Source organism: Desulforhopalus singaporensis (genome assembly GCF_900104445.1).
GTDB classification, from domain to species: Bacteria; Desulfobacterota; Desulfobulbia; order Desulfobulbales; family Desulfocapsaceae; genus Desulforhopalus_A; species Desulforhopalus_A singaporensis.
In genome coordinates, this window is sequence record NZ_FNJI01000004.1 from 146,768 (window position 1) to 167,813 (window position 21,046).

20 protein-coding genes are annotated in these 21,046 nt (G+C 53.1%); 9 read left to right on the forward strand and 11 right to left on the reverse strand.

Annotated elements, in window-relative coordinates; genetic code table 11:
* Positions 1–33: 33 nt before the first annotated feature.
* The 3 genes from BLQ17_RS03815 to rsmB form a co-directional block, all read right to left on the reverse strand.
* Positions 34–1,167, reverse strand: a complete 1,134-nt coding sequence (locus BLQ17_RS03815) for a M24 family metallopeptidase (protein ID WP_245694981.1) — start codon at positions 1,165–1,167, stop codon at positions 34–36.
* 30 nt (positions 1,168–1,197) lie between these two features.
* Positions 1,198–1,782, reverse strand: a complete 585-nt coding sequence (locus tag BLQ17_RS03820; RefSeq protein WP_092219961.1) for a hypothetical protein — start codon at positions 1,780–1,782, stop codon at positions 1,198–1,200.
* A gap of 136 nt (positions 1,783–1,918) precedes the next feature.
* Positions 1,919–3,289, reverse strand: coding sequence for a 16S rRNA (cytosine(967)-C(5))-methyltransferase RsmB (gene rsmB / locus BLQ17_RS03825; protein WP_281180488.1), 1,371 nt, complete (start codon positions 3,287–3,289; stop codon positions 1,919–1,921).
* Positions 3,290–3,498: 209 nt separating this feature from the next.
* Here rsmB and BLQ17_RS03830 point away from each other — a divergent pair, with 209 nt between their 5' ends.
* Together BLQ17_RS03830 and BLQ17_RS03835 are read left to right on the forward strand one after the other, a co-directional pair.
* Positions 3,499–4,509, forward strand: a complete 1,011-nt coding sequence (locus BLQ17_RS03830) for an amino acid ABC transporter substrate-binding protein (protein WP_092219965.1) — start codon at positions 3,499–3,501, stop codon at positions 4,507–4,509.
* Between the two features lie 65 nt (positions 4,510–4,574).
* Positions 4,575–5,003 carry a hypothetical protein gene (locus BLQ17_RS03835; protein WP_092219967.1) on the forward strand — a complete coding sequence of 143 codons (429 nt, stop codon included), beginning with the start codon at positions 4,575–4,577 and terminating at the stop codon, positions 5,001–5,003.
* Positions 5,004–5,127: 124 nt separating this feature from the next.
* On the opposite strand, the gene BLQ17_RS03840 is transcribed toward BLQ17_RS03835, so the two are convergent.
* Both BLQ17_RS03840 and dtd read right to left on the reverse strand, forming a co-directional pair.
* The gene (locus tag BLQ17_RS03840; protein ID WP_092219969.1) at positions 5,128–8,046 is read right to left on the reverse strand and encodes an insulinase family protein; all 2,919 of its coding nucleotides are present in this window, start codon (positions 8,044–8,046) and stop codon (positions 5,128–5,130) included.
* A 42-nt stretch (positions 8,047–8,088) separates the two neighbouring features.
* Entirely contained in the window at positions 8,089–8,538 is a 450-nt protein-coding gene (gene dtd / locus BLQ17_RS03845) for a D-aminoacyl-tRNA deacylase (protein ID WP_092219971.1), read from the reverse strand.
* Positions 8,539–8,820: 282 nt separating this feature from the next.
* Here dtd and BLQ17_RS03850 point away from each other — a divergent pair, with 282 nt between their 5' ends.
* The 4 genes from BLQ17_RS03850 (at position 8,821) to BLQ17_RS03865 (ending at position 12,514) form a co-directional block, all read left to right on the forward strand.
* On the forward strand, positions 8,821–9,762 hold the full coding sequence (locus BLQ17_RS03850; RefSeq protein WP_092219973.1) for a helix-turn-helix transcriptional regulator: 942 nt from the start codon (positions 8,821–8,823) through the stop codon (positions 9,760–9,762).
* Positions 9,763–9,766: 4 nt separating this feature from the next.
* Complete coding sequence (locus BLQ17_RS03855; RefSeq protein WP_176761069.1) at positions 9,767–10,660, forward strand: ABC transporter substrate-binding protein; 894 nt, start codon at positions 9,767–9,769, stop codon at positions 10,658–10,660.
* Positions 10,661–10,794: 134 nt separating this feature from the next.
* Positions 10,795–11,499: an ABC transporter permease gene (locus BLQ17_RS03860; RefSeq protein ID WP_092219975.1), complete on the forward strand. Its 705-nt coding sequence runs from the start codon at positions 10,795–10,797 to the stop codon at positions 11,497–11,499.
* Positions 11,486–12,514, forward strand: coding sequence for an energy-coupling factor ABC transporter ATP-binding protein (locus BLQ17_RS03865; protein ID WP_176761070.1), 1,029 nt, complete (start codon positions 11,486–11,488; stop codon positions 12,512–12,514). The genes BLQ17_RS03860 and BLQ17_RS03865 overlap by 14 nt, the downstream gene beginning before the upstream one ends.
* Before the next feature lie 36 nt (positions 12,515–12,550).
* On the opposite strand, the gene BLQ17_RS03870 is transcribed toward BLQ17_RS03865, so the two are convergent.
* Genes BLQ17_RS03870 through BLQ17_RS03895 form a run of 6 tightly spaced genes read right to left on the reverse strand, consistent with a single transcriptional unit; the run spans position 12,551 to position 18,252 of the window.
* On the reverse strand, positions 12,551–13,357 hold the full coding sequence (locus BLQ17_RS03870) for a hypothetical protein (protein WP_092219979.1): 807 nt from the start codon (positions 13,355–13,357) through the stop codon (positions 12,551–12,553).
* The gene (locus BLQ17_RS03875; protein WP_176761071.1) at positions 13,358–14,215 is read right to left on the reverse strand and encodes a class I SAM-dependent methyltransferase; all 858 of its coding nucleotides are present in this window, start codon (positions 14,213–14,215) and stop codon (positions 13,358–13,360) included.
* Positions 14,202–14,927: a class I SAM-dependent methyltransferase gene (locus BLQ17_RS03880; protein WP_092219982.1), complete on the reverse strand. Its 726-nt coding sequence runs from the start codon at positions 14,925–14,927 to the stop codon at positions 14,202–14,204. Before BLQ17_RS03880 ends, BLQ17_RS03875 begins: the two co-directional genes overlap by 14 nt.
* Position 14,928: 1 nt before the next feature.
* Positions 14,929–16,545 (reverse strand): ArnT family glycosyltransferase, encoded by a 1,617-nt coding sequence (locus BLQ17_RS03885; RefSeq protein ID WP_092219984.1) that lies wholly within the window; start codon positions 16,543–16,545, stop codon positions 14,929–14,931.
* Complete coding sequence (locus tag BLQ17_RS03890) at positions 16,530–17,324, reverse strand: glycosyltransferase family 2 protein (RefSeq protein WP_176761072.1); 795 nt, start codon at positions 17,322–17,324, stop codon at positions 16,530–16,532. Before BLQ17_RS03890 ends, BLQ17_RS03885 begins: the two co-directional genes overlap by 16 nt.
* Positions 17,314–18,252, reverse strand: a complete 939-nt coding sequence (locus BLQ17_RS03895; protein WP_092219988.1) for an NAD-dependent epimerase/dehydratase family protein — start codon at positions 18,250–18,252, stop codon at positions 17,314–17,316. The genes BLQ17_RS03890 and BLQ17_RS03895 overlap by 11 nt, the downstream gene beginning before the upstream one ends.
* A 185-nt stretch (positions 18,253–18,437) precedes the next feature.
* Between BLQ17_RS03895 and BLQ17_RS23365 the strand changes: the two genes are divergently transcribed.
* The 3 genes from BLQ17_RS23365 to BLQ17_RS03905 all read left to right on the forward strand — a co-directional run bounded on the left by BLQ17_RS23365 (position 18,438) and on the right by BLQ17_RS03905 (position 21,046).
* Complete coding sequence (locus tag BLQ17_RS23365) at positions 18,438–18,572, forward strand: hypothetical protein (RefSeq protein ID WP_281180492.1); 135 nt, start codon at positions 18,438–18,440, stop codon at positions 18,570–18,572.
* A 234-nt stretch (positions 18,573–18,806) separates the two neighbouring features.
* Positions 18,807–19,787, forward strand: coding sequence for a tungstate ABC transporter substrate-binding protein WtpA (wtpA, locus tag BLQ17_RS03900; RefSeq protein ID WP_092220095.1), 981 nt, complete (start codon positions 18,807–18,809; stop codon positions 19,785–19,787).
* A 374-nt stretch (positions 19,788–20,161) separates the two neighbouring features.
* Positions 20,162–21,046, forward strand: a complete 885-nt coding sequence (locus BLQ17_RS03905; protein WP_092219990.1) for a methylenetetrahydrofolate reductase — start codon at positions 20,162–20,164, stop codon at positions 21,044–21,046.

Sequence of the window (21,046 nt, forward strand, 5' to 3'; positions counted from 1 at the left end):
GGTTAAAAGGCGGGCGCTGGCTCGATTCCCGGTTCAGATGTCCAGCATTGTCGTGTCTTCGTTGAGGTTTTCGCAGCCGTCGCTGGTGACCACCACCATATTCTCAAGCCTGATTCCTCCCCAGTCGGGGATGTATATGCCGGGCTCAATCGTGATCACCATCCCCGCCTTAAGCTTTCTCCTGCTCTTGGCTGAAACCCGTGGTTCTTCGTGTACCGCAAGGCCCACTCCGTGGCCCAGGGAGTGACCGAAATAGTTTCCGTATCCCGCATCCTTGATAACAGCACGGGCGGCGCGGTCAATGTCGCAGCACCTGGCGCCGGCCTTGACCGCGGCGATTCCGGCAAGTTGGGCCTTGCGTACTATTCTGTGCAGTTTCCGGTAGGTGCTGTCCGGTTCCTGGGGCACAAAATTGCGGGTCATGTCGGAACAGTATCCGTTAAGTATGAGTCCCATGTCGATGGTCAGCGAGCCGTTCTGCTCTATCCTGTCGGTCCCGGGAACGGCATGGGGCAGGGCACCGTTTCTGCCGCTGGCTACGATGGTGCTGAAGCTGGGCTTTTCCGCTCCCTGCCTGACCATGGCCGATTCGATGGCTGCGGCCAGTTCCCTTTCCGTACGATATGCCCCGAGCTCGTTGAAAACCGAAGAGAACACCGCTTCGTTGAGTTGCACCGATTTTTTGATGAGCGCAATTTCCTGCTCATCCTTGACAATCCGCATCTGTTCAACGAGCCCCTGCACCGGTACCGGTGAAATGCCTTTTGGCCTGAGCTCTTTTTTGAGTTTTTCCGCAAAAAAATAAAGGGTGTAATCACTTTCAAAACCGAACCGCTTTATGGAAAGGTCCGGCAGCAGCTGGCCCAGCAGCTGGATTACTCCGCCGCGGTGGACGTGGACCATAATGTCCTTTGTCTCCTGCTGTGCCTGGAGCTCAAATCGAAAGTCGGTAACCAGGTGAGCAGCACCTTTTGCCGGTACGATAAGCAGGCCGGAACTTTCCTCGATGCCGTGGTCGCCTCCTTTGTAGCCGGACAGGTAGCGCCTGTTTTCCGGCCTGGCGATAATAATGCCGTCCAGTCTTCTTCTGCGCAGCCTCTGCTGCAGCCCTGTGATTCTTCGTTGGTAATACATTATCCTCTTTTCACCGCGGGTATCGATTGCCATCTGTTCGCTCAGCCGTCCGGGCCCGGGTGATTACCCGGAGATATGCTGCAGGACAAAGTCCTTGCGTTGGTCCATCGCGTCGTTGTACTGGTTGTTGAGGTCGGCGGTTACCTTGCCGAGCTCTTCCTGATATTTCGGATGCATTGCGGCACTTAAATTATCCGGTACTTCCTGCCCCGCAGCCATCAACTGCTGCTGGATCTGGCCGATCAGTGCTTGTTCGAACTGCTGGGTCATCTGCTGCTTGTGCTGGCTGTACTGTTCCAGTATCTGCTGGAGTTCGTGACATATTGAGCCGATTTCCGCCGAGTTCGCGTTCAATTCAACAATGGCCTTCAAGGCTTTCTTGCCGGTTGCCTGCAGTTCTTCATTGCGGGGAAGCACCACATTTCGCAACAGGGTCCTGACCATGCCTTTTCTCATCTCCATCTGGCTCTTGGCCGTCTGGTTTTCAAGCGTCTCCATAAGGCTTGGACCGTTGTCGCGCAGAAATTCCGCGGCCAGCCGCATACCTGCCTCAAGGTCATCGTCGTTGCTGCTTACATCCGGTGCCTCGGCAGCCATTCTCGCGGCTCTTTCCAGCACCATCTCCATTGTACTTTTTATCTCGGCCATACTGGCTCCTTGTGTATTGATATTTATATCGACTCCGATAACGTATGATGTGAAATATCGAGTAGTCTTGTAGGGAAAATCTGCAGAGAATGTAATACATCCCTGCAGGTTGGCAAAGGAAAACCCTGAAAACTTGTCACGCTGTTTTGGTTCTGCGGATCCGGGCGCAGAAAAACCCGTCAATGTCGGGCGATGGCAGGGGATGAAAATATCCGTTTTTAACAAGATTCCTGGCCCGGGCGGGGAGCAGCGGTGCACAGTCGGTCAGGGTGAAGTCGCTGTTGTCTCGTAAAAACCGGGTAACCACCTCGATATTTTCCTCGGGTTCCAGGGAACAGGTGGCATAAACCAGAATTCCACCCGGCTTGAGCAGCGCGGCGCCGTGGTCGATTAATCTCTGCTGCTCCTGCTGGTATGACAGGATATCTTCCGGTCTCCGGTTCCAGCGAATGTCCGGGTGACGTCCGGTAACGCCGGTTCCCGAGCACGGGGCGTCGATGAGAATACCGTCATAGCGGAAAGGGGCGGAGCTGTCGAGCAGGTACAGGCTGCCCCTTACGGTCTTAAGGAGCTGCTGTCCCGGAAAAAGACGCTCGATATTTTCCGCCAGCTTTTTCAACCTGAACTCTTCAGGTTCGACACAATGGATTTTAAGGTCGTGTTCTATGGCAAACTCGAGCAGGTGAGAGGTTTTGCCGCCGAGCCCGGCGCAGCCGTCAAGGTAGCATCCCCCTTTGACAAAAGGTCCAAGCAGCATTGTCGCCAGTTGCGCCGCCTCATCCTGGACCTGAAAACAGCCTTCACCGTATCCCGGAATCGCCGATACCGCACCGCGGAAATGTTTCAGCCTGACCGCCTGGTCACAATATCTCCCTGGTTCATACTCGATATCACCCTCGGCAAGTCTGCGACAAAATGATTCCCTGGAGATTTTCTGCGAGTTGATCCGCAGGGTAAGGCCAGGTTCGAGGTTGTTGGCCTGGCATATCTGCAGGGTCTGGCTGCGGCCGAACTGTTTTTGCCACCGGTCGACCAGCCATCTGGGGTGGTTGGTCAGAAGTGCCCCCGTGCTGTCTTTTGCCCCTTTTGCCGTGAGGGTTTCTCCCTGTCTTATGGCCTCTCTTAAAATACCGTTTACGAAGCCATGCAACCTTTTCGGCAATTTTTTGATTTTACAGCCGGTTACCGCTTCGTTGACCGCGGCACTGTCGGGAATCCTGTCGAGGAAAAAGACCTGGAACAGCGCTGCGGCAATACTCTGGTGAACGAAAGGGTCCAGCTTTTTGAGCGGGGTGCGCGAGAGGAGGGTGATCATCCTGTCTATCATCTCTCTGTTGCGCAGTACCCCGTAGACGATCTGCATGGCCAGGTTTCTGTCTTTTGTCCCGAACTCGTATCTCGCCACCTGTCTGTCAAATATCGATTTTACCGGTTTGCGGTCGCGGTAGAGCTCGACGAGTATGTCGGCAGCCGTCATTCGGGCTGTTTGCGTTTTTTTTGTCTGCACTTTTTCATGGGGGTGTGGGGAACCGTTGTAACTCTTGATATGGCCACAAATCTAGCATGGAACCCGGCTGCAAGCTATGAAATTAAATCACCGGGTCAGCCCGGGGAAAAGGTCCTGCTTTCAATGGACAATTGGCGGGTCAACTGGTATGGTAACTGCGGGAAAAACATATGGTCGTGACTACGGGAAAAAATAAATAACTGTCTGATATGAAACTTAAAATATTGCTGGTGGCGATGGTGCTGCTGTCCACTCTGTCTTCTGCCTCCGGTTATACCAGGGAAGAAGTGATGAAACGCGGGGTTCTGCACTGCGGGGTATCTCCGGGTACGCAGGGATTTTCCACGGTTGACGTCGACGGGAACTGGCGCGGGATGGACATAGATATCTGCCGGGCGGTTGCGGCGGCAACCCTTGGCGATGCAGCAAAAGTCGAATACATGCCCCTGGCAGCCGACGAGGCTTTTACCGCCCTGCTTTCCGGCAGCGTCGACATCCTTTCCCGCCACTCGATCTGGACCTATACCAGCGATTCTGCCCTGGCTGTACATTTTGCCGGGATTTTCTATTACGACGGCCAGGGTTTTCTTGTTGCCGAAAGTCTTGACGTCAAAAAAGCTGCGGAAATACGAAAAGTAAAGGTGTGCAGTCCGGTTGGGCTCGCCGCCAACAATAACCTGGCGGACTATTTTCGGGAAAACAAGGTTGACTATAAACTCGTCCCCTATGAATCGCTGGATCTGGCGATAAAAGGATTCCAGAGCTCGGGGTGCGAGCTGCTGTCGCTGCCTAAATCGCAGCTCTACGGTATCTACCATGAGCTGAACGAACCCAAAAACAGCATCCTCCTCCCCGAAGTGATAACCAAGGATCCCTTCGGCCCGGTTGTCCGGCAGGGGGACGATGTATGGTTCAATATTGTCAGGTGGGTGATGTTTGCCCTGGTCGATGCCGAGGAGCTTGGTATTAGGTCGGACAATATTGCGGAGATGAAAATCAGCAACAGGCTGGACGTGAAGCGGTTTTTCGGCCTGGAGGGCAGCGGCGGAACGGGTCTTGGCCTGGCCGATGACTGGGCGGCGCAGGTTGTCGGCCAGGTGGGCAATTACGGTGAACTGTTCGACCGGAACCTCGGTGGTGGGTCGGTATTGCAGATTGAACGCGGAATGAATAAATTGTGGAGGGACGGAGGATTGATGTACAGCCCGCCGATTCGCTGACGTCCCCTCTGGCAGTGGGGACGGTCTGCTGAATCGTTACAAAAACTGTTTTACGGACGGGAATTATGCTCAATAAGATCTTACACAAAAAACTGTTGCTATCTATCGTTTTCCTTATGGTGTGCGGTGTTGCGGCCGCATCTGGCTCGTCCGCTGCCGGTGAGGAAAACAGCACCTGGACAAATGCCGGCAAAAAAATTGGGGAAGCAACCGATGCGGTAGCCGCGGCCTCCAAACAGAGCTGGGAAAAGACCAAGGAAGCCTCGAAGCAGACCTACCAGACGGTAAAGGAAAAGGGCGGCGAAGTCTGGGAGAAGACCAAGGACAAGAGTTCCGAGCTCGCTGACAAGACGACTGAAGCGACCGGGCAAAGCGCTGAAGAGGCGGCCGAGGTGACCAAGGAAATGTGGCAGAAGACAAAAGATAAGAGCGCTGAACTCTACCACGAAACCAAGGAGAAAATTCACCAGATGACCGATTCCGATCAGCAGTAAAGCAATCCCGCAATCGATAACGACGAGGACGTGACGATAATTGCAATCCGTGACTTTCTGCGGCCGGTGGCAGATCCGGTGCGGCAGCTGAGGAGGCTGCCGCACCGGGGCGGGAAGGTTATTGTTACAGCTTTGTCAATTGGTCAAAGAAGTTACTGTCGGTCTCTATCTTCTGCCGGCTGCCGATGACGGACCTAAAGCAGTTGGCTGTCATTGTTTCAAAGGCCTTGGCAAAAGCGTGGAGCTGCTCCGGGGTGGTCGAGATAATCTCCTGCAACCGCCGGCGCTTGAATTCCGTTGTTATCCCGTGAAAATAGTCGTTTCTTGCGGTGGCACCTTTGGCGGCACTGCTCTGGAGAGGGTCAAAGTTGCCGTAGGTGCCGATAACAAGCTGTTCCATTAATTTTTTCGACGGTGCCATATTGGTAACCACGGCCGGAACCTCGTTGTAGGCTTCATAGGTTTTTTTCACCTGCGGATCTCGGTAGCTGATAAAGGCGAGGTTGCCGCTTATTTGGCCAAACTGGATGAAGCAACCGTAGGCTCCGCCCATCTGCCGCACGGTATTCCAGAGGTAATCGCGGCTGAGGTAGGTCTTGAGAACCTCGAAGTGGCCGTTATATCCCTCACCCCCGGGAAACAGGTTGCCGCCCTGTACCACGAAGGCCACGTCCGCCGAGGTTATGAACCCTTCGTGACGAGCAATGTCAAGAGGCGGCAGATCAAAACGACCGGTTTTGCGGCTGCCCAGACTGTCGACCACGATCTGGCCGAGGGTTGCAAAGCGGTCCAGTTCCTCTTTGTCGGCGGTTGCCGAAAAAAGCAGGTTGTCCCTGTTGAAAACAGAGGTCGCGATCTTGTCCAGGGTTGCCAGGAATTCGTCCTCTTGCTGTCGGTAGCTTCCAGCCAGATCCTTGAGCGCCAAATAGGAGCTCACCCCGTTTATCAGTTCATTGTACCTGCCGGCCACGGAGAGATGGGCAAACACCCTGGTGGTCGGCAGGTTATACCCTTCACTGTGCACGGCATGTTCTGCCCAGGCAAATTCCCGGCCCACTATTTCACGGATCCGTTCGGTGTCTTTGAAGGAAACCGAAGAGAACACCTCCGCCATCAGTTCAATGGCCTGCTGAAGGTAGGCTGGCAGACATTTTAAGTGAAACCACAAAATCGGCCGGGTCGATTCGCCGTTGTTTTTCTTGGCGTAACTCATTATCGAGTGGTTCAGCGATCCTGTGCAGGTGGCCAGTTTCTTGGCAAACTGCTGGTAGTTGAGTTTTTCGGTTCCTATTTCCGTGACGATTGTGGCAAAGAGATCGAGCAGCGGCAGGTGCGCCGGGTCGAGGCAGCTAATGTCAAAACCGATGTCGAGATAACTGATATGGTTGGTGGGCAGCTCACTGAAAAGGACTTCCCGGTTAAACAGGTCAACTTTTTCCGCGGTGTGAAACTCAATCCGGGAAGAGAGGTCGGACAGTGAGAGCTGGGGGAGCAGATTGAGAACCTCCTGGCTGTTGGGGCGCAGCTGTTCCTCCATCAGTTCATTGGTGCGGGCGACCCGCAGTTCTTTTTCCGCCTGTGACGAAGCGCGGTCGACTTCCTGCAGCCGCTGTTCCTCTTCTGCCTGGTTCTGTTGCTGCTTGTGCGGGTCCGGTGCGAGGGTGACGGTTACCGTCGACCTGTTGTCGAGGAGATATTGTTGAATTAATTTTTCAAAATAGTTTTCCTCAAGAGCCATACGCCTTATGTTCTGAATGAGCTCTTCGCTCGTCAGGTGGTCAAACGGGTCTGTGCCGTATTTTAAGGCGGTCATCGATTTGCCGATGAGGTCGAGTCCGCGCTGGGCTTTGGCAGCATCTTCACGGAAGCTGAATTCAAATTTATTGAGTTCGGAAATTACCAGTTCCCGGTCGAGTCCCTCTTCCACCATTCGGGCAAGGGAGTTTTTGTAGAGCGAGAGAAAATTGTCCCTATGCTCCGGTTCGCTGCCGACGAGATAGGTGAGCATGAAGGTGCGATAGGAGGAGGTCGCCAGATAAACTCCGCCGAAATCCTTGCACAGCCCGCTTGAGACGATGCTGTTTTTCAGGGGAGACCCATCGGAATTAAAGAGAATGTTGGCGATGATCTGAAAGGCGGTATTTTTTTTCCTGTCGGTCACCGTGGCTATGTTGGTGCCCACGGCAAGAAATGTTTTTTCCTTGAGTTCGCTCGAGTCAACACCATACTTTTCCTCAATGAAGACGGGCTCGGAAATAAGGGTGCCCTCCTCTATGAGGGCCGGGGTTCCGGGGGTGTCGTAGTGGGCGAAAAAGCGCGACTGGAGGAATTCGAGTTCGTCTTCAAGCAGGGCGTCACCATAGACAAAAAACATTCCGTTGGAGGGGTGGTAATGTTCCCGGTGAAAGGCGCAGAACTGTTCGTAGCTGAGGTCGGGAATATTTTTCGGGTCGCCGCCGGACTCATGGGCATAGGTTGAGCCGGGCATCAGCCCGGCAAAAATATGGTGAAACAGGAAGCGGATCGGATCGGAAAAGGCACCCTTCATCTCATTGTAGACAACTCCCTGGAACTGCAGCCTGGAATCGGTGGTTTCCTGGTGATAGTGCCACCCTTCCTGCTCGAAAGTGGATCGTGACAGCAGCGGGTTGAAAACCACGTCGCAGTAGACGTCCATGATATTGAAATATTCCTTCAGATTCCGGGTGGCAAAAGGATAATAGGTGATATCGGCCCCGGTCATGGCGTTGAGAAACGTGGTCAGGCCGCCCTTGTTTATTTCGCCGAACACGTCTTTTACCGGATATTTTTTCGAACCCATTAAAACCGAGTGTTCCAGGATGTGGGCGACCCCGGTCGAGTCTTGCGGGACGGTGTTGAAGGCCGCGGAAAATGTCTTGTTGGGGTCACCGTTTTTGATTGCCAGCAGCGGACAGCCCAGAACACTATGTTCAAACAGGTAGACGTCAGAAGCGATTTCCCCTATATATTTATGTACCTTTAACCTGAAACCGGAATAGGTGGAACCTTCGTTGAATTTCATAAATAAACCTTAACGTTGAAAGATGAGTTGGTTGTTTGACCGTCAAAATTTTTTGTCCGAGTCGAGCAGGAGCGTTACCGGGCCGTCGTTTATAAGCTCTACCTCCATATCGGCCTGAAACGCGCCCGTTGCAACCTTTATACCTCTGTCTCTTACGGCGGCAACGAATCGGTGGTAGAGCGGTTCAGCAATTTCCGGCCTGGCGGCATCTGAAAAACCGGGTCTTCTCCCCTTGCGGCAGTCTCCGTAAAGGGTGAATTGCGAGATAATAAGCATTTCTCCGCCGATGTCTGCAACGGACAGGTTCATTTTTCCCTGTTTATCCTCAAAAATCCTGAGGTTGACCGCTTTTTCCGCCATCCAGGCGATATCCGAATCGTCGTCTTGATCCTGTATACCCAGCAAAATAAGGAGACCGGTCCCGATCCTGCCAATGGTCCTGCCCTCTGTGCCCACCGCTGCCCGGCTCACTCTCTGAACTACCGCACGCATTGCTAACTCCTTGAGTTGATGTTGTTAAATGCCTGTTATCACAGTGTGTTACGTTAGCCAATCGCATTGTTGTTTTCAATGCTTATTTCCAGCACCACCGACAAACATCTCCCGCTGGAGATATGGGGCGGATGTGTAGCCCACAAAGAGTGTTAGGGTTTGGTTGTTATGGGTTATTTATGGTAATTTATAGTTATTTTAGCAGATATTCTGGATGCGGTTTGCGCTATTGGGTAAATGAGTTTGTCCGTTGGTGCCGGTTTTAAGCTGAGGTGAGAGGAAATGATGAACAAAATACAGGCCAGCAAGTTTTTAACGACCAAGGAAGTTGCCAAGCTGCTCCATGTCAATGACAAGATGGTCTATTCCCTGGTTAACGACAAGGGGTTGCCTGCCACCAAGGTCACCGGCAAATGGCTTTTCCCCAGAAGGCTGGTGGAGGAGTGGCTGGAAACCAATATCCTGAATTACCGCAAGCCCGGAGTCGGCGCCCTGGGGGATGAGGGGGTGCTGCTGCTGGCCGGCAGCGACGACCTGTTGTTCCAGAAGACGATAAACCTGTTTCATAAAACCGACTCCACCACCACCTGCTATTTTGCCAATCTCGGAAGCATGGGCGGACTGAAAAGCCTCAGGAGAGGGCAGTGCCATATCGGCGTCTGTCATCTGCTCCAGGATGACAATGAGGAGTATAACTTTGATTTTGCCGACCAGGAGCTTGAAAAATCACCTGTTTTCGTAAATTTCAGCAGGCGCCAGCAGGGGATAATAGTCGCCAGGGGCAACCCCAAGAACATACAGGGGATTGAGGATCTTGCAAGAGACGATGTCACCATGGTCAACCGGCCTCTTGGTACGGGAACCAGGCTGCTGATCGATTACGAGATTACCCGTTCGGAAATTTCTTCGGGGCAGATCAAGGGATATCGCAGGGAGGTCTCCAGGCATCTCGACGCAGGGCTTGAGGTGTTTGGCAAAAGAGCCGATGCGGCCCCGGCGATACGGGCGGTGGCCGGAATTCTCGATCTTGACTTTATTCCGCTGCGGTGGGAGCGTTTTGACCTGCTCATCCTGCGTGACCGTTTTTTTGAGCCGGGAATCCAGAATTTTATAAGTTTATTGCATGAAAAACCGTTTCGCGATTTAGCGGCCTCTTATGAGGGGTATGATGTCTCGCTTTGCGGAAAAATGTTGTTCCCAGATAATTTTAACTATAAGGAGTGAAGAGATGTTGCGAAAAATTTCCGTATTGACGACTCTTGCCGTCTTCCTGCTGTTTGCAGGACAAAACGCAGTGGCAGAGGACAAGGTGTTGAAAATGTCGACTACTACCAGCACCCAGGCTTCCGGGCTTCTTGATCTGTTGCTTCCCGAATTCAAGAACGACACCGGAATCGATGTGAAGGTGATCGCCAAGGGAACCGGGGCGGCAATCAGAGACGGGGTGGACGGTAATGTGGACGTTATATTTGTTCATGCAAAGAGCCGGGAAGAAAAATTTGTCGCCGACGGTTACGGGACCAAAAGATACCCGGTAATGCACAATGATTTCGTGATCATCGGACCTGCAGCCGACCCGGTGGGCATAAAAGGTATGTCCGATGCCGGAAAAGCTCTTGCCAAGATTGCCGGCCAGGGTGCGGTTTTCGTATCCCGCGGCGATGACAGCGGTACCCACACCAAGGAGCAGTTTCTGTGGAAACAGTCCGGGGTAGAGCTTGTAGAAAAGAGTCAGACCATCATGAAGAAAGGCAAGCAGACGGAAGTGAAATATCTCGCGCCTGCCGGCTCGGAGGCCTGGTATATGTCCATCGGCCAGGGAATGGGCAAGACCATCACCTTTGCCGAGGAAAAACAGGGGTATACCATGAGTGACCGCGGTACCTACATTAAGTTTAAATATGGCAAGACTCCTGCTGTTGAACTCGAGGTTCTTACCGAAGGCGGTGACGATCTGGCCAATCCTTACGGCATCATTCCCGTCAATCCGGCGAAACATCCTTACGTCAAAAACGATCTCGCCATGGAATTCGTCACCTGGATCACTTCTGAAAAAGGGCAGAAAATGATCGGTGATTACCGTCTGGAAGGAAAACAGCTTTTTTACCCGGATGCCAAATAGTAGCTGGCAATAGTTCCGGTAACGTTCTACATTGCGGGGGGAGGTGGTCGGTTCACTTCCCCCCTTTTTGCATTATCACCGAACAACCCTTGCCAGAGCCTTGTCCGCAGCCGTACAGGCGTGTAAGAAAATTTATGGATTTACTCTTTGACAGCGTCAGTTCCGCTTTTATCCTGTTACTGTCTTTTGACAGGGAACTTCTCGAGATCGTACTGGTGTCGTTGAACGTCAGTTTTGCCGCGACGATCATCGCATCGGTAATAGGAATTCCCTCGGGATTTCTCATAGCACATTCGACCTTTGCCGGCAAAAGAATAGTCCTGACCATGCTGAATACGCTTCTGGCCTTGCCGACGGTGGTTATAGGCCTGCTGGTTTATTCGTTCGTGTCGAGACGAGCCATCCTGGGGCCGCTCGATCTGCTCTATACCCAGAAGGCGATAGTCATAGGCCAGGTGATCCTCATTATCCCGGTTATCACCACGCTGACCATTGCGGCGATAAGCCGTCTTGACCAGAGGTATAGGATGACCGCGCTGACCCTCGGGGCAAACAGGGTGCAGATGGCCGTTGTCATCATGAAGGAGGCGAAGTACGGGATATGCGCCGCGGTAATTGCTGCTTTTGGCAGGGTTATAGCCGAGGTGGGGATAAGCATGATGCTCGGGGGCAACGTCAAGGGGTTCACCAGGACCATGACCACGGCGATGGCGCTTGAATACGATAAGGGCGAGTTTGTGCTGGCCGTGGCCCTTGGTATCACCCTAATGACTTTTGCTCTCGTCATCAATGCGCTTTTTCATTTCTTTCAGGGAAGGACGCACAGTGAATCTGTATGAATTGAACAATGTAACCAGAACGCACGGGGACAGGACCGTGCTCAATATCGATTCGCTCTCCATTATTCCCGGAAAGATATACTCCCTTATCGGACCTAACGGCGCGGGAAAGACTTCGCTGCTCAAGCTCCTCTCTTTCCTTGATGTTCCCACCGGCGGAACCATCAATTTTATGGGTCGTCCCGTGGTATTCAGCGACAGGAATCTTTACTCTTTCCGCCGTGACGTGGTGCTGCTCGACCAGAATCCGATAATGTTTTCCGGGTCGGTGTGGAGCAACATCGAATTTGGCCTGAAGGTGAGAAAGGTTTCGTCCGCAGCCAGGAAAAAGCGCATAGAAGAGGTGCTGGAGCTGGTAGGCATGGAACGGTTCGCCCACTATGAGGCGCAGGGACTCTCGGGGGGCGAGACCAAGCGGGTTGCCCTGGCGCGGGCTCTCGTTCTGGAGCCGAAAGTTCTTCTTTGCGATGAGCCGACGGCGAATGTAGACAATGAAAATCAGGAGATAATCCTGGAGATAATCAAGAAGGTCAACAGAGTAGACGACAGATCCATTATCTTCTCAACCCATTACCTCTCCCAGTGGCAGAGGCTCGCGGACCACACCCTGCTGCTGCAGAACGGGGCCCTTTCCGACCTGGTAAATGAAAACATCTTCAAGGTCACCGTGACCGGCAGGTCGGCCGGGGAAATGATCTGTCAGTTTTCGGGCCAGACCTATATGTCATTGCCTTCGCATCTTTTGCCCGACGGTGTCGTCCGTGCCAAGATTCATGTTGATCCTTTCCGCGTCGCCTGCCTCTTTGATGCTGAAAATCCCGGGGACGGTAATATCCTGACCGGCCATATCGTCGAACTCAGCCAGCAGAGCGGCAATGTCAGGCTGCTGGTTGATGCCGGGATAAAGCTGGGAGTCTATCTGGTGATGGCTAAATACCATCACCTCAGGCCCGGCATAGGGGACAGGGTGCGGCTGCACATTCCCCACGAGGCGGTAACTTTTACGTACCGCTGATTCTTCGTCTGTTTTTTCGCCAGCCGGAGCGGCACGTCAGCATTGGTCGGTGGTTGTTGCCACCATAGTCGCGACAACGTCATCGAGCTCTTTTTTGCGGGTTGCCAGGTAGTGCCGTTCGGCGATATCCAGGTGGCGCCAGTAGCGGTGCAGTTTTTCGATCTCTTCGCGGACGTCCTTGTCTTTGCTGTCCCGGTAAAAAGATCTACGCAGGAAACTGAAATCACAGTCGAGCCGGTGCATTTCCGCCAGCAGCAGTTCCACCGGGATCGGAAAACCGTGGCCCAGGAGGGTCACTCCGCCGAAACCGAAAGCAAGGCCGGAGAGCTTTTCCCGGAGATAGTCGAGGGTCCCGTCGATTATCGGCTTGAAGATAAAACGGTAGCCTCTGGAGATGGCAAGATCGTTCAGGCCGACGTATACTCCTGCAAGCGGTAATCGCGCCAGCTGCGGCGCAAGCTTTACCGCTTCGTCGGTCTCAACCAGGATCATCGGCTGGGCTCGGTCGTCAATCTTTCTGATAAAATGCTCGACTTCACCGACGGTGCGGACCATCGGCAGGAAAATGCGCGTGACACCCGCCGCGACGGCAGTCTCGATTTCGTCATCGGTCCATGGGCCGAAACAGTTTATCCGGCAGTTTATTTCTGCGTTTTTTATGCTGCTGGTTTCGGTGAGCTGCGCCATGGTCGCAAAAGAGGTGTCGGTATCGGCGCCGGTCTGGCGTTCGACTTTGCCCCGCCACTCACAGTCTACCATGAAATCCTCAAAACCTTGATCCACACCTTTTTCTATTGTTTCTCTCTGGTGTGCAAAAAGAAACAGCTTAAGATTCGTTGACATCTACCTTGCCTCCGCCCAGATGATAATTGAAGAGCCAAACGGCATTGAAAAACGGGAACTCAGCACAACTTCGCAGCTGTTGATCAAGCCGAGAATCCCGGCGATCGCCGTCGAAGGGTGCCTCTCAAGGGTCCTTCCCCGTTCTTTTACAACCCGGCGGCTGAGCCAGATAAGGGGAAACAGGGCACACTGGTAATAGTTGCATCCTGTCAGTTTCCAGCCGCTTTCGTTTAATATATTATTCAGGGAATCACGGGTGTAGCGTCTCTTGTGACCGGCCAGCTCGTCGGCATAGCTCCATAAACTCTGAAAAGCGGGAGCGGAGAGCAGCAGCCTGCTGTTTTTGTGCGCAACCCTCCTGGCCTCCTGAAGCATGGAAACATCGTCCACATGCTCGAGAACGTCAAAAGAGAGGATATTGTCGAAAACATTGTCGTCAAAGGGAAGGCTGGTGACATCGGCATGAACGACGGTGGCTTTCTGGTTGTTCCTGGCGGCAATCGCCACCAGATCCGGGTGGGCATCAACGGCGGTAACATCATGGTACAACAGTTCCCAGCGGGAAAGAAGACGGCCGGTGCCGCAACCTATTTCCAGCGCGTTTTTGTGAACGGATGTATGTTTCCCGGCAAGTGTCGTGAGCAGGTGAGAGCGCGGCGAAAACCAGAAATGATCTTTTTCAATGGACAATAGATGGTTTTTCTGTACATCGGAGAACCCCTCCGGCAGGGTAAGCGACGGGTTGACCAGCGCTTTTTGGTGATAGTGCAAGCTGTAGCCGCACGTCCTGCAGGTTTTGTCCGGATGCCCGCAAAGCTTAAGGCCGCATGATGGGCAGTGCAGTTCAGGAGAGGTCATCTTTTGTCCCATGAAAAAGTGAGAATGCATGGGCGAATTTCATCCAGTTGTAGCTGTCGAGGAAACCGTCGGTTTTTTTGCCCAGGCGCCGGTTGTACAGAAACGGCGGGAGAAAACCGTAGGTAACGCTTTTTCCGGGGGTCAGCCCTGCGTTGCGCAATGACCTGTGGATAACCCTGTCCGACATGTTCATTATTCCTTTTTCCGCTTGCCATGTCATTTTGGGAGTAAAGGCCACCTGCAGATAATAGAGAGGGTTCCTTGCCAGCGGTTCGATAAAAAAAAGCTCGCCTCCAGGCTTGAGCACGGCGTTGAGAGCCCTGAAAACCGAGTTGAGATCCTCCATGTGATGCAGGGTGAAAAAGCCGATTATCTTGTCAAACAATCCAATTTCTTGGCTGTCTATTGTGGAGATATCGCAGCATACGGTGTCGACAGGGACCGGGGCGCCGGCTCGAAGCTTTTCCAGGAGAACGGGGGAAATGTCGTTACACGTTATATTGAACCCCTGCTGCAGCAGTGGAATTGAGAATTTCCCCAGTCCGGCACCCACCTCGAGGATTGCATGATCCCGGGTAATGTTGCTGTGGCGGACCATCTTCCGTATATGGTTGCGGACGTATGGCGTATCTCTTACCTGCATTGCCGGTTTGTCCAGTGCCGACTCGTAATAGCTCCGCTGGTATATGTTATGATCTTTGTTGTTTTCCATATTATCGACGAGGCGGTTCTTGGCATTGAACCAGGTTGACGGTTGTTTGTCGCTCGGTGTCGTTGCGCGGTTGCAGCAGCAACAGCGAGCCCTTGGCCATGGTTACTGTAAACTCTTTCCTGAGCTGGTCGGACAGGGCAGGGGCGTAACAATCGAGGGCTGCTGCCGGGTTCGGCGACAACCTGAAATTGGGCGCCAGCAGGATGAAATCGGCCTGCGATACCTGGTCTGCGGTGCGCACGTCCTCGGTGGTGTTACTGATCACATTGGGGAAATAAATAACCCGGTTCCCCGGGGGATGCAGTTGCAGGACAAAATTGAGGCCGGGGCCGTAGGGAATTGCCGCCACCCGGTCGCCGGGGGTGTGTTGATCATCGATCTTCTCGGCGATGGCTTTCCATGGACTGTTCGGGTGAACCCTGAAGGACATCTGGTTGCGAAGGGTTACGGTCCGGATTTTTTTCTGCATCCACGCCAGACCGCCCGCAGCGCCGCTGTGCAGCCCGAAATTGAGGTAGAGGAGCAGAAACAGCAGCAGTCCCGTGTGTACCAGGTGAAATCCCCGGCGGCGCAGGGTGCGAAATCCCTGGGGGCCGAGAAGAAAACAGGTGCAGATGACAAAGACAAATCCCCTCTGGTAGAGGTGGGCCGGATCGGGCCTTTCACACGCATACTGCGGCGTGTTCAGCAGTGCCCAGAGAAGAATGAGCAGCTGGATATGCAGGGCTTTGCCATTGCCGCGACGGTTGAAGAGCAGTGTCAGAAGGGGAAGGAGGCCGACTGCGGCCAACACCGTAATGGAACCGTAAAAGAGTGCTGCAAAGCTTGACAGCCCGCCGTCTCTTAGCTGGGTAAGAGAAGGGGCCTGGAGCCGGTACCAGGATGTCGTGCGCTCTGAAGCCATGTTGAAATAATTCACCAGCTGCATGAGGTAGTCGTCGGCGAGATGGTTGTCCGCCAGGTAGATGAGAAGGGGGGCCATGGTGAGTATCAGGGACAGTACAAGTATCCCGATCCTGCGCATCAGGCGGGGTGTGACCGGTTTGCCGAGCAGTGCTGCCAGCAGCATAGCGGCTGCACAGACCGCACCATCGAGCCTGACCTGGAGGGACAGGGCTATGAGTATGCCCATGAAGACGAAGTCCCTGACCGCCTCTTTCTGGTGGATTCGCACCCCCAGAAGGAGCGCCGCCATAAAAAGGGTGCCGACATAGGCTTTATGCCATGGGCCGGGAAGCAGTCCCGACAGGATGATTGCCAGAACTGCCCAGCGACTGGTCGCTAGTGTCCTGACAACCAGAAAACACAGCCAGATATTGGCGATAAGCAGGATGGCGGATGTTGCTCTGCCGACACTGACGCTTAGTCCCAGGAGTTTGAAGCATATGGCGTAGAGAAGAAAAAGGCCGGGAGGGTAGGAGCCGAGCTCAAAGTCGTTATACACCAATCTGCCGTCCAGGATGGACCAGCTGAGATAATAGAGATACCCTTCGTCAGCAAAGCCGAAACCTGCAGAATTTCCCACAAACAGAAAATAGACACCGAACAGAACAGTGGCTGCCAAAAGGAGCCAGTATTGGTGCACTGCGGTGTCTTTCAGGTTCAGTGGGAGGTGCATTCAGACACCCTTATGGAGTCGAGGTAGTTTACGGTTGAGGGTTTTTTGCCGTCTTTTAGGAACAGGGCGCAATGGAGCATGTTTACAGCTGAACGCATTCTTTTCAGTGAGGTGTAGCCTGATTTTCCATGCTGCCTGTTCTGCCGCGCACAGGGGTATGATGAACAGGTCAGCCCCGCAGCGGCTATCATGCCTATAACCATCGGTCTCCGGGTCATCCTCAGCGCCAGGATTTTGTCACATGCGGTGCGGGTTATCAGAAAATACATGCCCGCACCCCTGGGTAATCCGGTAAGTTTTGCCAGCAGCAGCCGCCGGTACACATTCGACGTCCACATCCGAAAAGGCGACTGGTAGCTGCCGATACGGCCCGCGAAAATCACGTCGTCACCAGTGTTGAGATAGTTCTTGATGAGGATCTCTATCGCTTCGGGACGGTCCTGAAGATCGGCGTCCATGACGATTGTAACGGGCGCGCGGGACTGGAACAGGCCAAAGAGAACCGCGCTGTGCTGGCCGTTGTTGCGCGCCAGCCTGAATCCCTGCACCCGGCCGTGCTGTGCCAGACGGCCGATCGTTTCCCATGAACCGTCGCAGGAACCGTCATCGACGAAGATGATTGAAAAGGTGTGCCCTGTCCTGTTGACAGCCTGTGTTATCCGGTCAGTAAGAGGCAACAGGGAGGATGCATTGTTGTAGACGGGAATGACGAACGACACGTGTATTTGCAAAGCTTCCCCGCTATTGCCATATATATTGTCTTCTCTTTCAGGTACCATATTCCTCCGAATCAAGATTTTGCCTGAGCCAGTTGAGCGTGACAGCCAGCCCCGAATGAAGATCATGAGCGGGCTTCCAGCCGAGCAGTCGGCTGCTTTTTTCAGTATCCGCCACCCAGTGGCCGGTATCGGTGTGATGCTTGGGGTAGGTTTCGGCTGAGATGACGAGGTTGTTGCCGGTCAACTGGTCGATCAGGGTGACGACTTCTTCGTTGCTGGTCTGTCTGCCGCTCCCTATATTGATTATTTCCCCCTCAATTTCAAAATGCTCTGCAGCTATCACGGCAGCCTGAACGACGTCGTCCACATGAATATAGTCTCGTCTGATTCCGGGTCCCGTAAGCTTGATGGTCCGGCCGTAAATGCCAGCCAGTAAAGCTGTGGGGACCAGCCTCTTGGCCGATTCAAAGGGGCCGTAGACGGAAAAGACCCTGAGGATAACGACGGGAAGAGCGAAACTTCGCCAACCCTGGAGAAAAAGATAGGTGGAGCAGAGTTTGGCCGTACCGAATATGGTCGAGGGGTGCGGCTGCATGTCTTCTTGTAGCGGCAGCGGGCGGTGGCCGTATTCCAGGGAGCTGCCTAGCACGATAACCCTTGACGGGGGATATTGTCTGCAGGCGGCGATAAGATTCGCGGTTGCACCAATGATACCGTCGAAAAGTCCGTCGAAATCGTCGGCACCGTTACGGGAGACAGCCAGATGAAAGAGACGTTGCGGTCTGGTCTGTCGGAAAATGTCGATAACCTGCGACCTCTCTGTCAGGTCGCCGTGGTGGACGGTAATCTTATCCCCCAGATCCTCTATCCGCCACTGGTTGCTGCTTGCAGGCCTGACCATGCAGTGCACCTCATGGCCGTCCGCGCACAGTTTGCGCAGCAGATTTGTGCCGATGAATCCTGTCCCCCCTGTTACCAGAATCCTCATATGTCCTGAGCCCGAGTAAAGTTAGCGGTTTGCCAATCCCAAAAAAACTCTATGATTTAAGAGTATTCAGCCTAACATACAGCGAAAGGAGGAACAAAACATTTTTTTGCACAACCAAGCGGGCATGAATATATTCTGCCATTATGACGAAAGAAGAGATATATGAAAGATACTGGAGGAATCTTTTGCGGATACGAAAGGTCTATACTTCCTCCAGCAAGGACACCGATACCATGTATGTCTACTACAAACAGTTCGCCGAACGTGACCGGGACAGGCTGCTCAAACGGTATGGGCACGACCCCTTTACCTGCGGGTGAGTATGTCCTGGCGGCAGCCTGGTGAACAATTGTGGGTAGCCGGTCCATGCACCATCATGGCTCCGGGCCGTAGAAATATCCATGTGGTGGGCCAATCCATCGTTTGACTGGTCATTTCTGGTTGTTCCTGGTTTGTTGGGGGAAGGTGGCACATTTTTGGTTGCCGCTGTTTCCCGGGAAATTATAGATAGAGATTTTGCGGTGCTAATCTATGAAATCTCGGGAGGAAACAGTATGAAAAGAATGTGGAGTTTTCGTTGTATCGGGCTGACTGTGGTTTTCGTGGTCCTGCTTTTGGGCACCAGTGTGGCAGCTGAAAAAAAGAAGTTGACCATTTTTCATGCGGGCAGTCTGAACGTTCCCTTTACGGTCATCGAAGCTGGTTTTGAAAAAGAGTATCCGCATATCGATGTGGTCCGGACCTTCGGCGGCAGCACCAAGATGGCCAGGTTGATTTCTCAGCAGGGCAAAAAGGCTGATATCATGGCGTCGGCGGATTATGCGGTGATCGATAAAAACCTCATCCCCGAATTTGCCGATATCAATATCCGGTTCGCCACCAACCAGATGGTTCTCTGTTATACCGATAACAGTAAATACGCTGATGCAATCACCAGCGAAAACTGGCCGGAAATCCTTCTTAAACCAGATGTTTCGTGGGGGTATTCCGATCCCAATCTCGATCCGTGCGGCTACCGTAGCCTGATGGTGCTGCAACTTGCGGAAAAGCATTATGAAATGGACGGGTTTTATGAAAAACTGCTGGCCCGGCGCCATCAGGAATGGGTGCGTCCTCGATCGGTTGAGCTGATCGCTATGCTCAAGGCGCAGCAGATGGATTACGCCTGGGAATATCTTTCCGTTGCCGTCCAGCACGACCTCAAGTATGTGAAACTTGATCCCCGGATAAACCTTGGCGACTACTCCCTTGATGATTTCTACAAAACCGCCCGGGTGACGGTAACCGGCAAGGAACCGGGACAGACAATAGTTAGAAAAGGAAAAGCGATAACTTACGGAATTACCATCCTGAAAAATGCTGAAAACCGTGGAGATGCCGAATTGTTTCTCGAGTATTTGCTGCGTCCCGATGCGGGGCTCGCCACCCTTGCGAAAATGGGTCAGCCGCCTTTTGTCCCCGCAAGAATTGCTTCGGCAAAAATGGTTGAGTATCTGTCTGACGGATTGCGTCAACTGGTGGAGGTAACAGACTGAAAAACATATCGGATTTCGCGTGCAACCAGCCCCTGACTGCACGCGAAAATGAGTCGTGATGGTGCCGGTAAAGGCCCCTGTCCGTAAGGGACAGGGGCCTTTTTTCTTGCCCCTCCAGGTTCTTTTAACCATCAGGATTAATTATCAATTACCAAGGTTACACAGATGCGGATATCCGGCAACATAACGACATGATAGTCATAATCCCTGATTTATGAGAATTGCCTTGAAATAAGACTGAATAGCTTGTTAAATGAAATTGATATCCAAAAACGCTTTATCATCTGGTCATCATTTCCGACCAGCTGGCTTTCAATATTTCCACACTCCCTTAAGATACGTAATTTCCACATTATTCTCTTACAGGAGGTTCAATGGGCGACGGGCAAGAAACCAGCAATTCCACCACCGGTAAAAACTACAGGCTTATTGCGGAGATCGATCCGCCCAAGGGTGTCGATCTGGAACCGTTTATCGATACGGCGTTACAGCTAAGGGGAAGGGTCGATACCACCCGGGTTACGGACAGTGAACATGCTATTATGCGCATGTCTCCGCTTGCTCCCTGTGTAAGCCTGATGGACAGGGGCTTTGAGCCGGAAATGACCATAACCGGCAGAGACCGCAACCGGATTTCCTTTCAGGCCGATCTGCTCTCTGCCGCTGCCCTTGGCATCAACCGGATCGTGATCAAAAAAGGCCATGATCCGGCCGAAGGAGACCAGCCGGTAGCCAGATCCAGCGGAGATCTCGATCTGGTGACCATGCTGAAGTGTGCAGCGGCCCTCAACAGCGGTAAAGATCTCGGGGGAGAAAGCCTGACCGGTACCCCGACATTTGATATCGATGTGGCGATTGATCTTTCCGATGATGTCAACCTCAACCGGGAGAGGGCTGAATTTTTTCGGCAGATGGCGGGGTACGGAGTGAAATCGGTCACTCTCGGGCCGACCTATGATCTGAATATTATCGAGCCGTTCATCCCCTTTGCCGAGGAGACCGGGATTAAACTGAACACATCGGTCATGTTCCTCAAATCGGTGACCATGATCCGCTACCTGAACAATCTCCCCGGAGTACCTTCAATCCCGCAGGAGTATCTGAAAAAAATGATGGATGCCCCGGTGAAAAAAGATGCGGGGATGGAGGTGGCTGCCGGCTTCATAAAGGAAGTAGCCCCTCTTTGCGACGGTGTAGTGCTGCTTGCTATCGGCTGGAGGGACAGATTGTCACAGTTCCTCGACCTGATAGGACGGTAA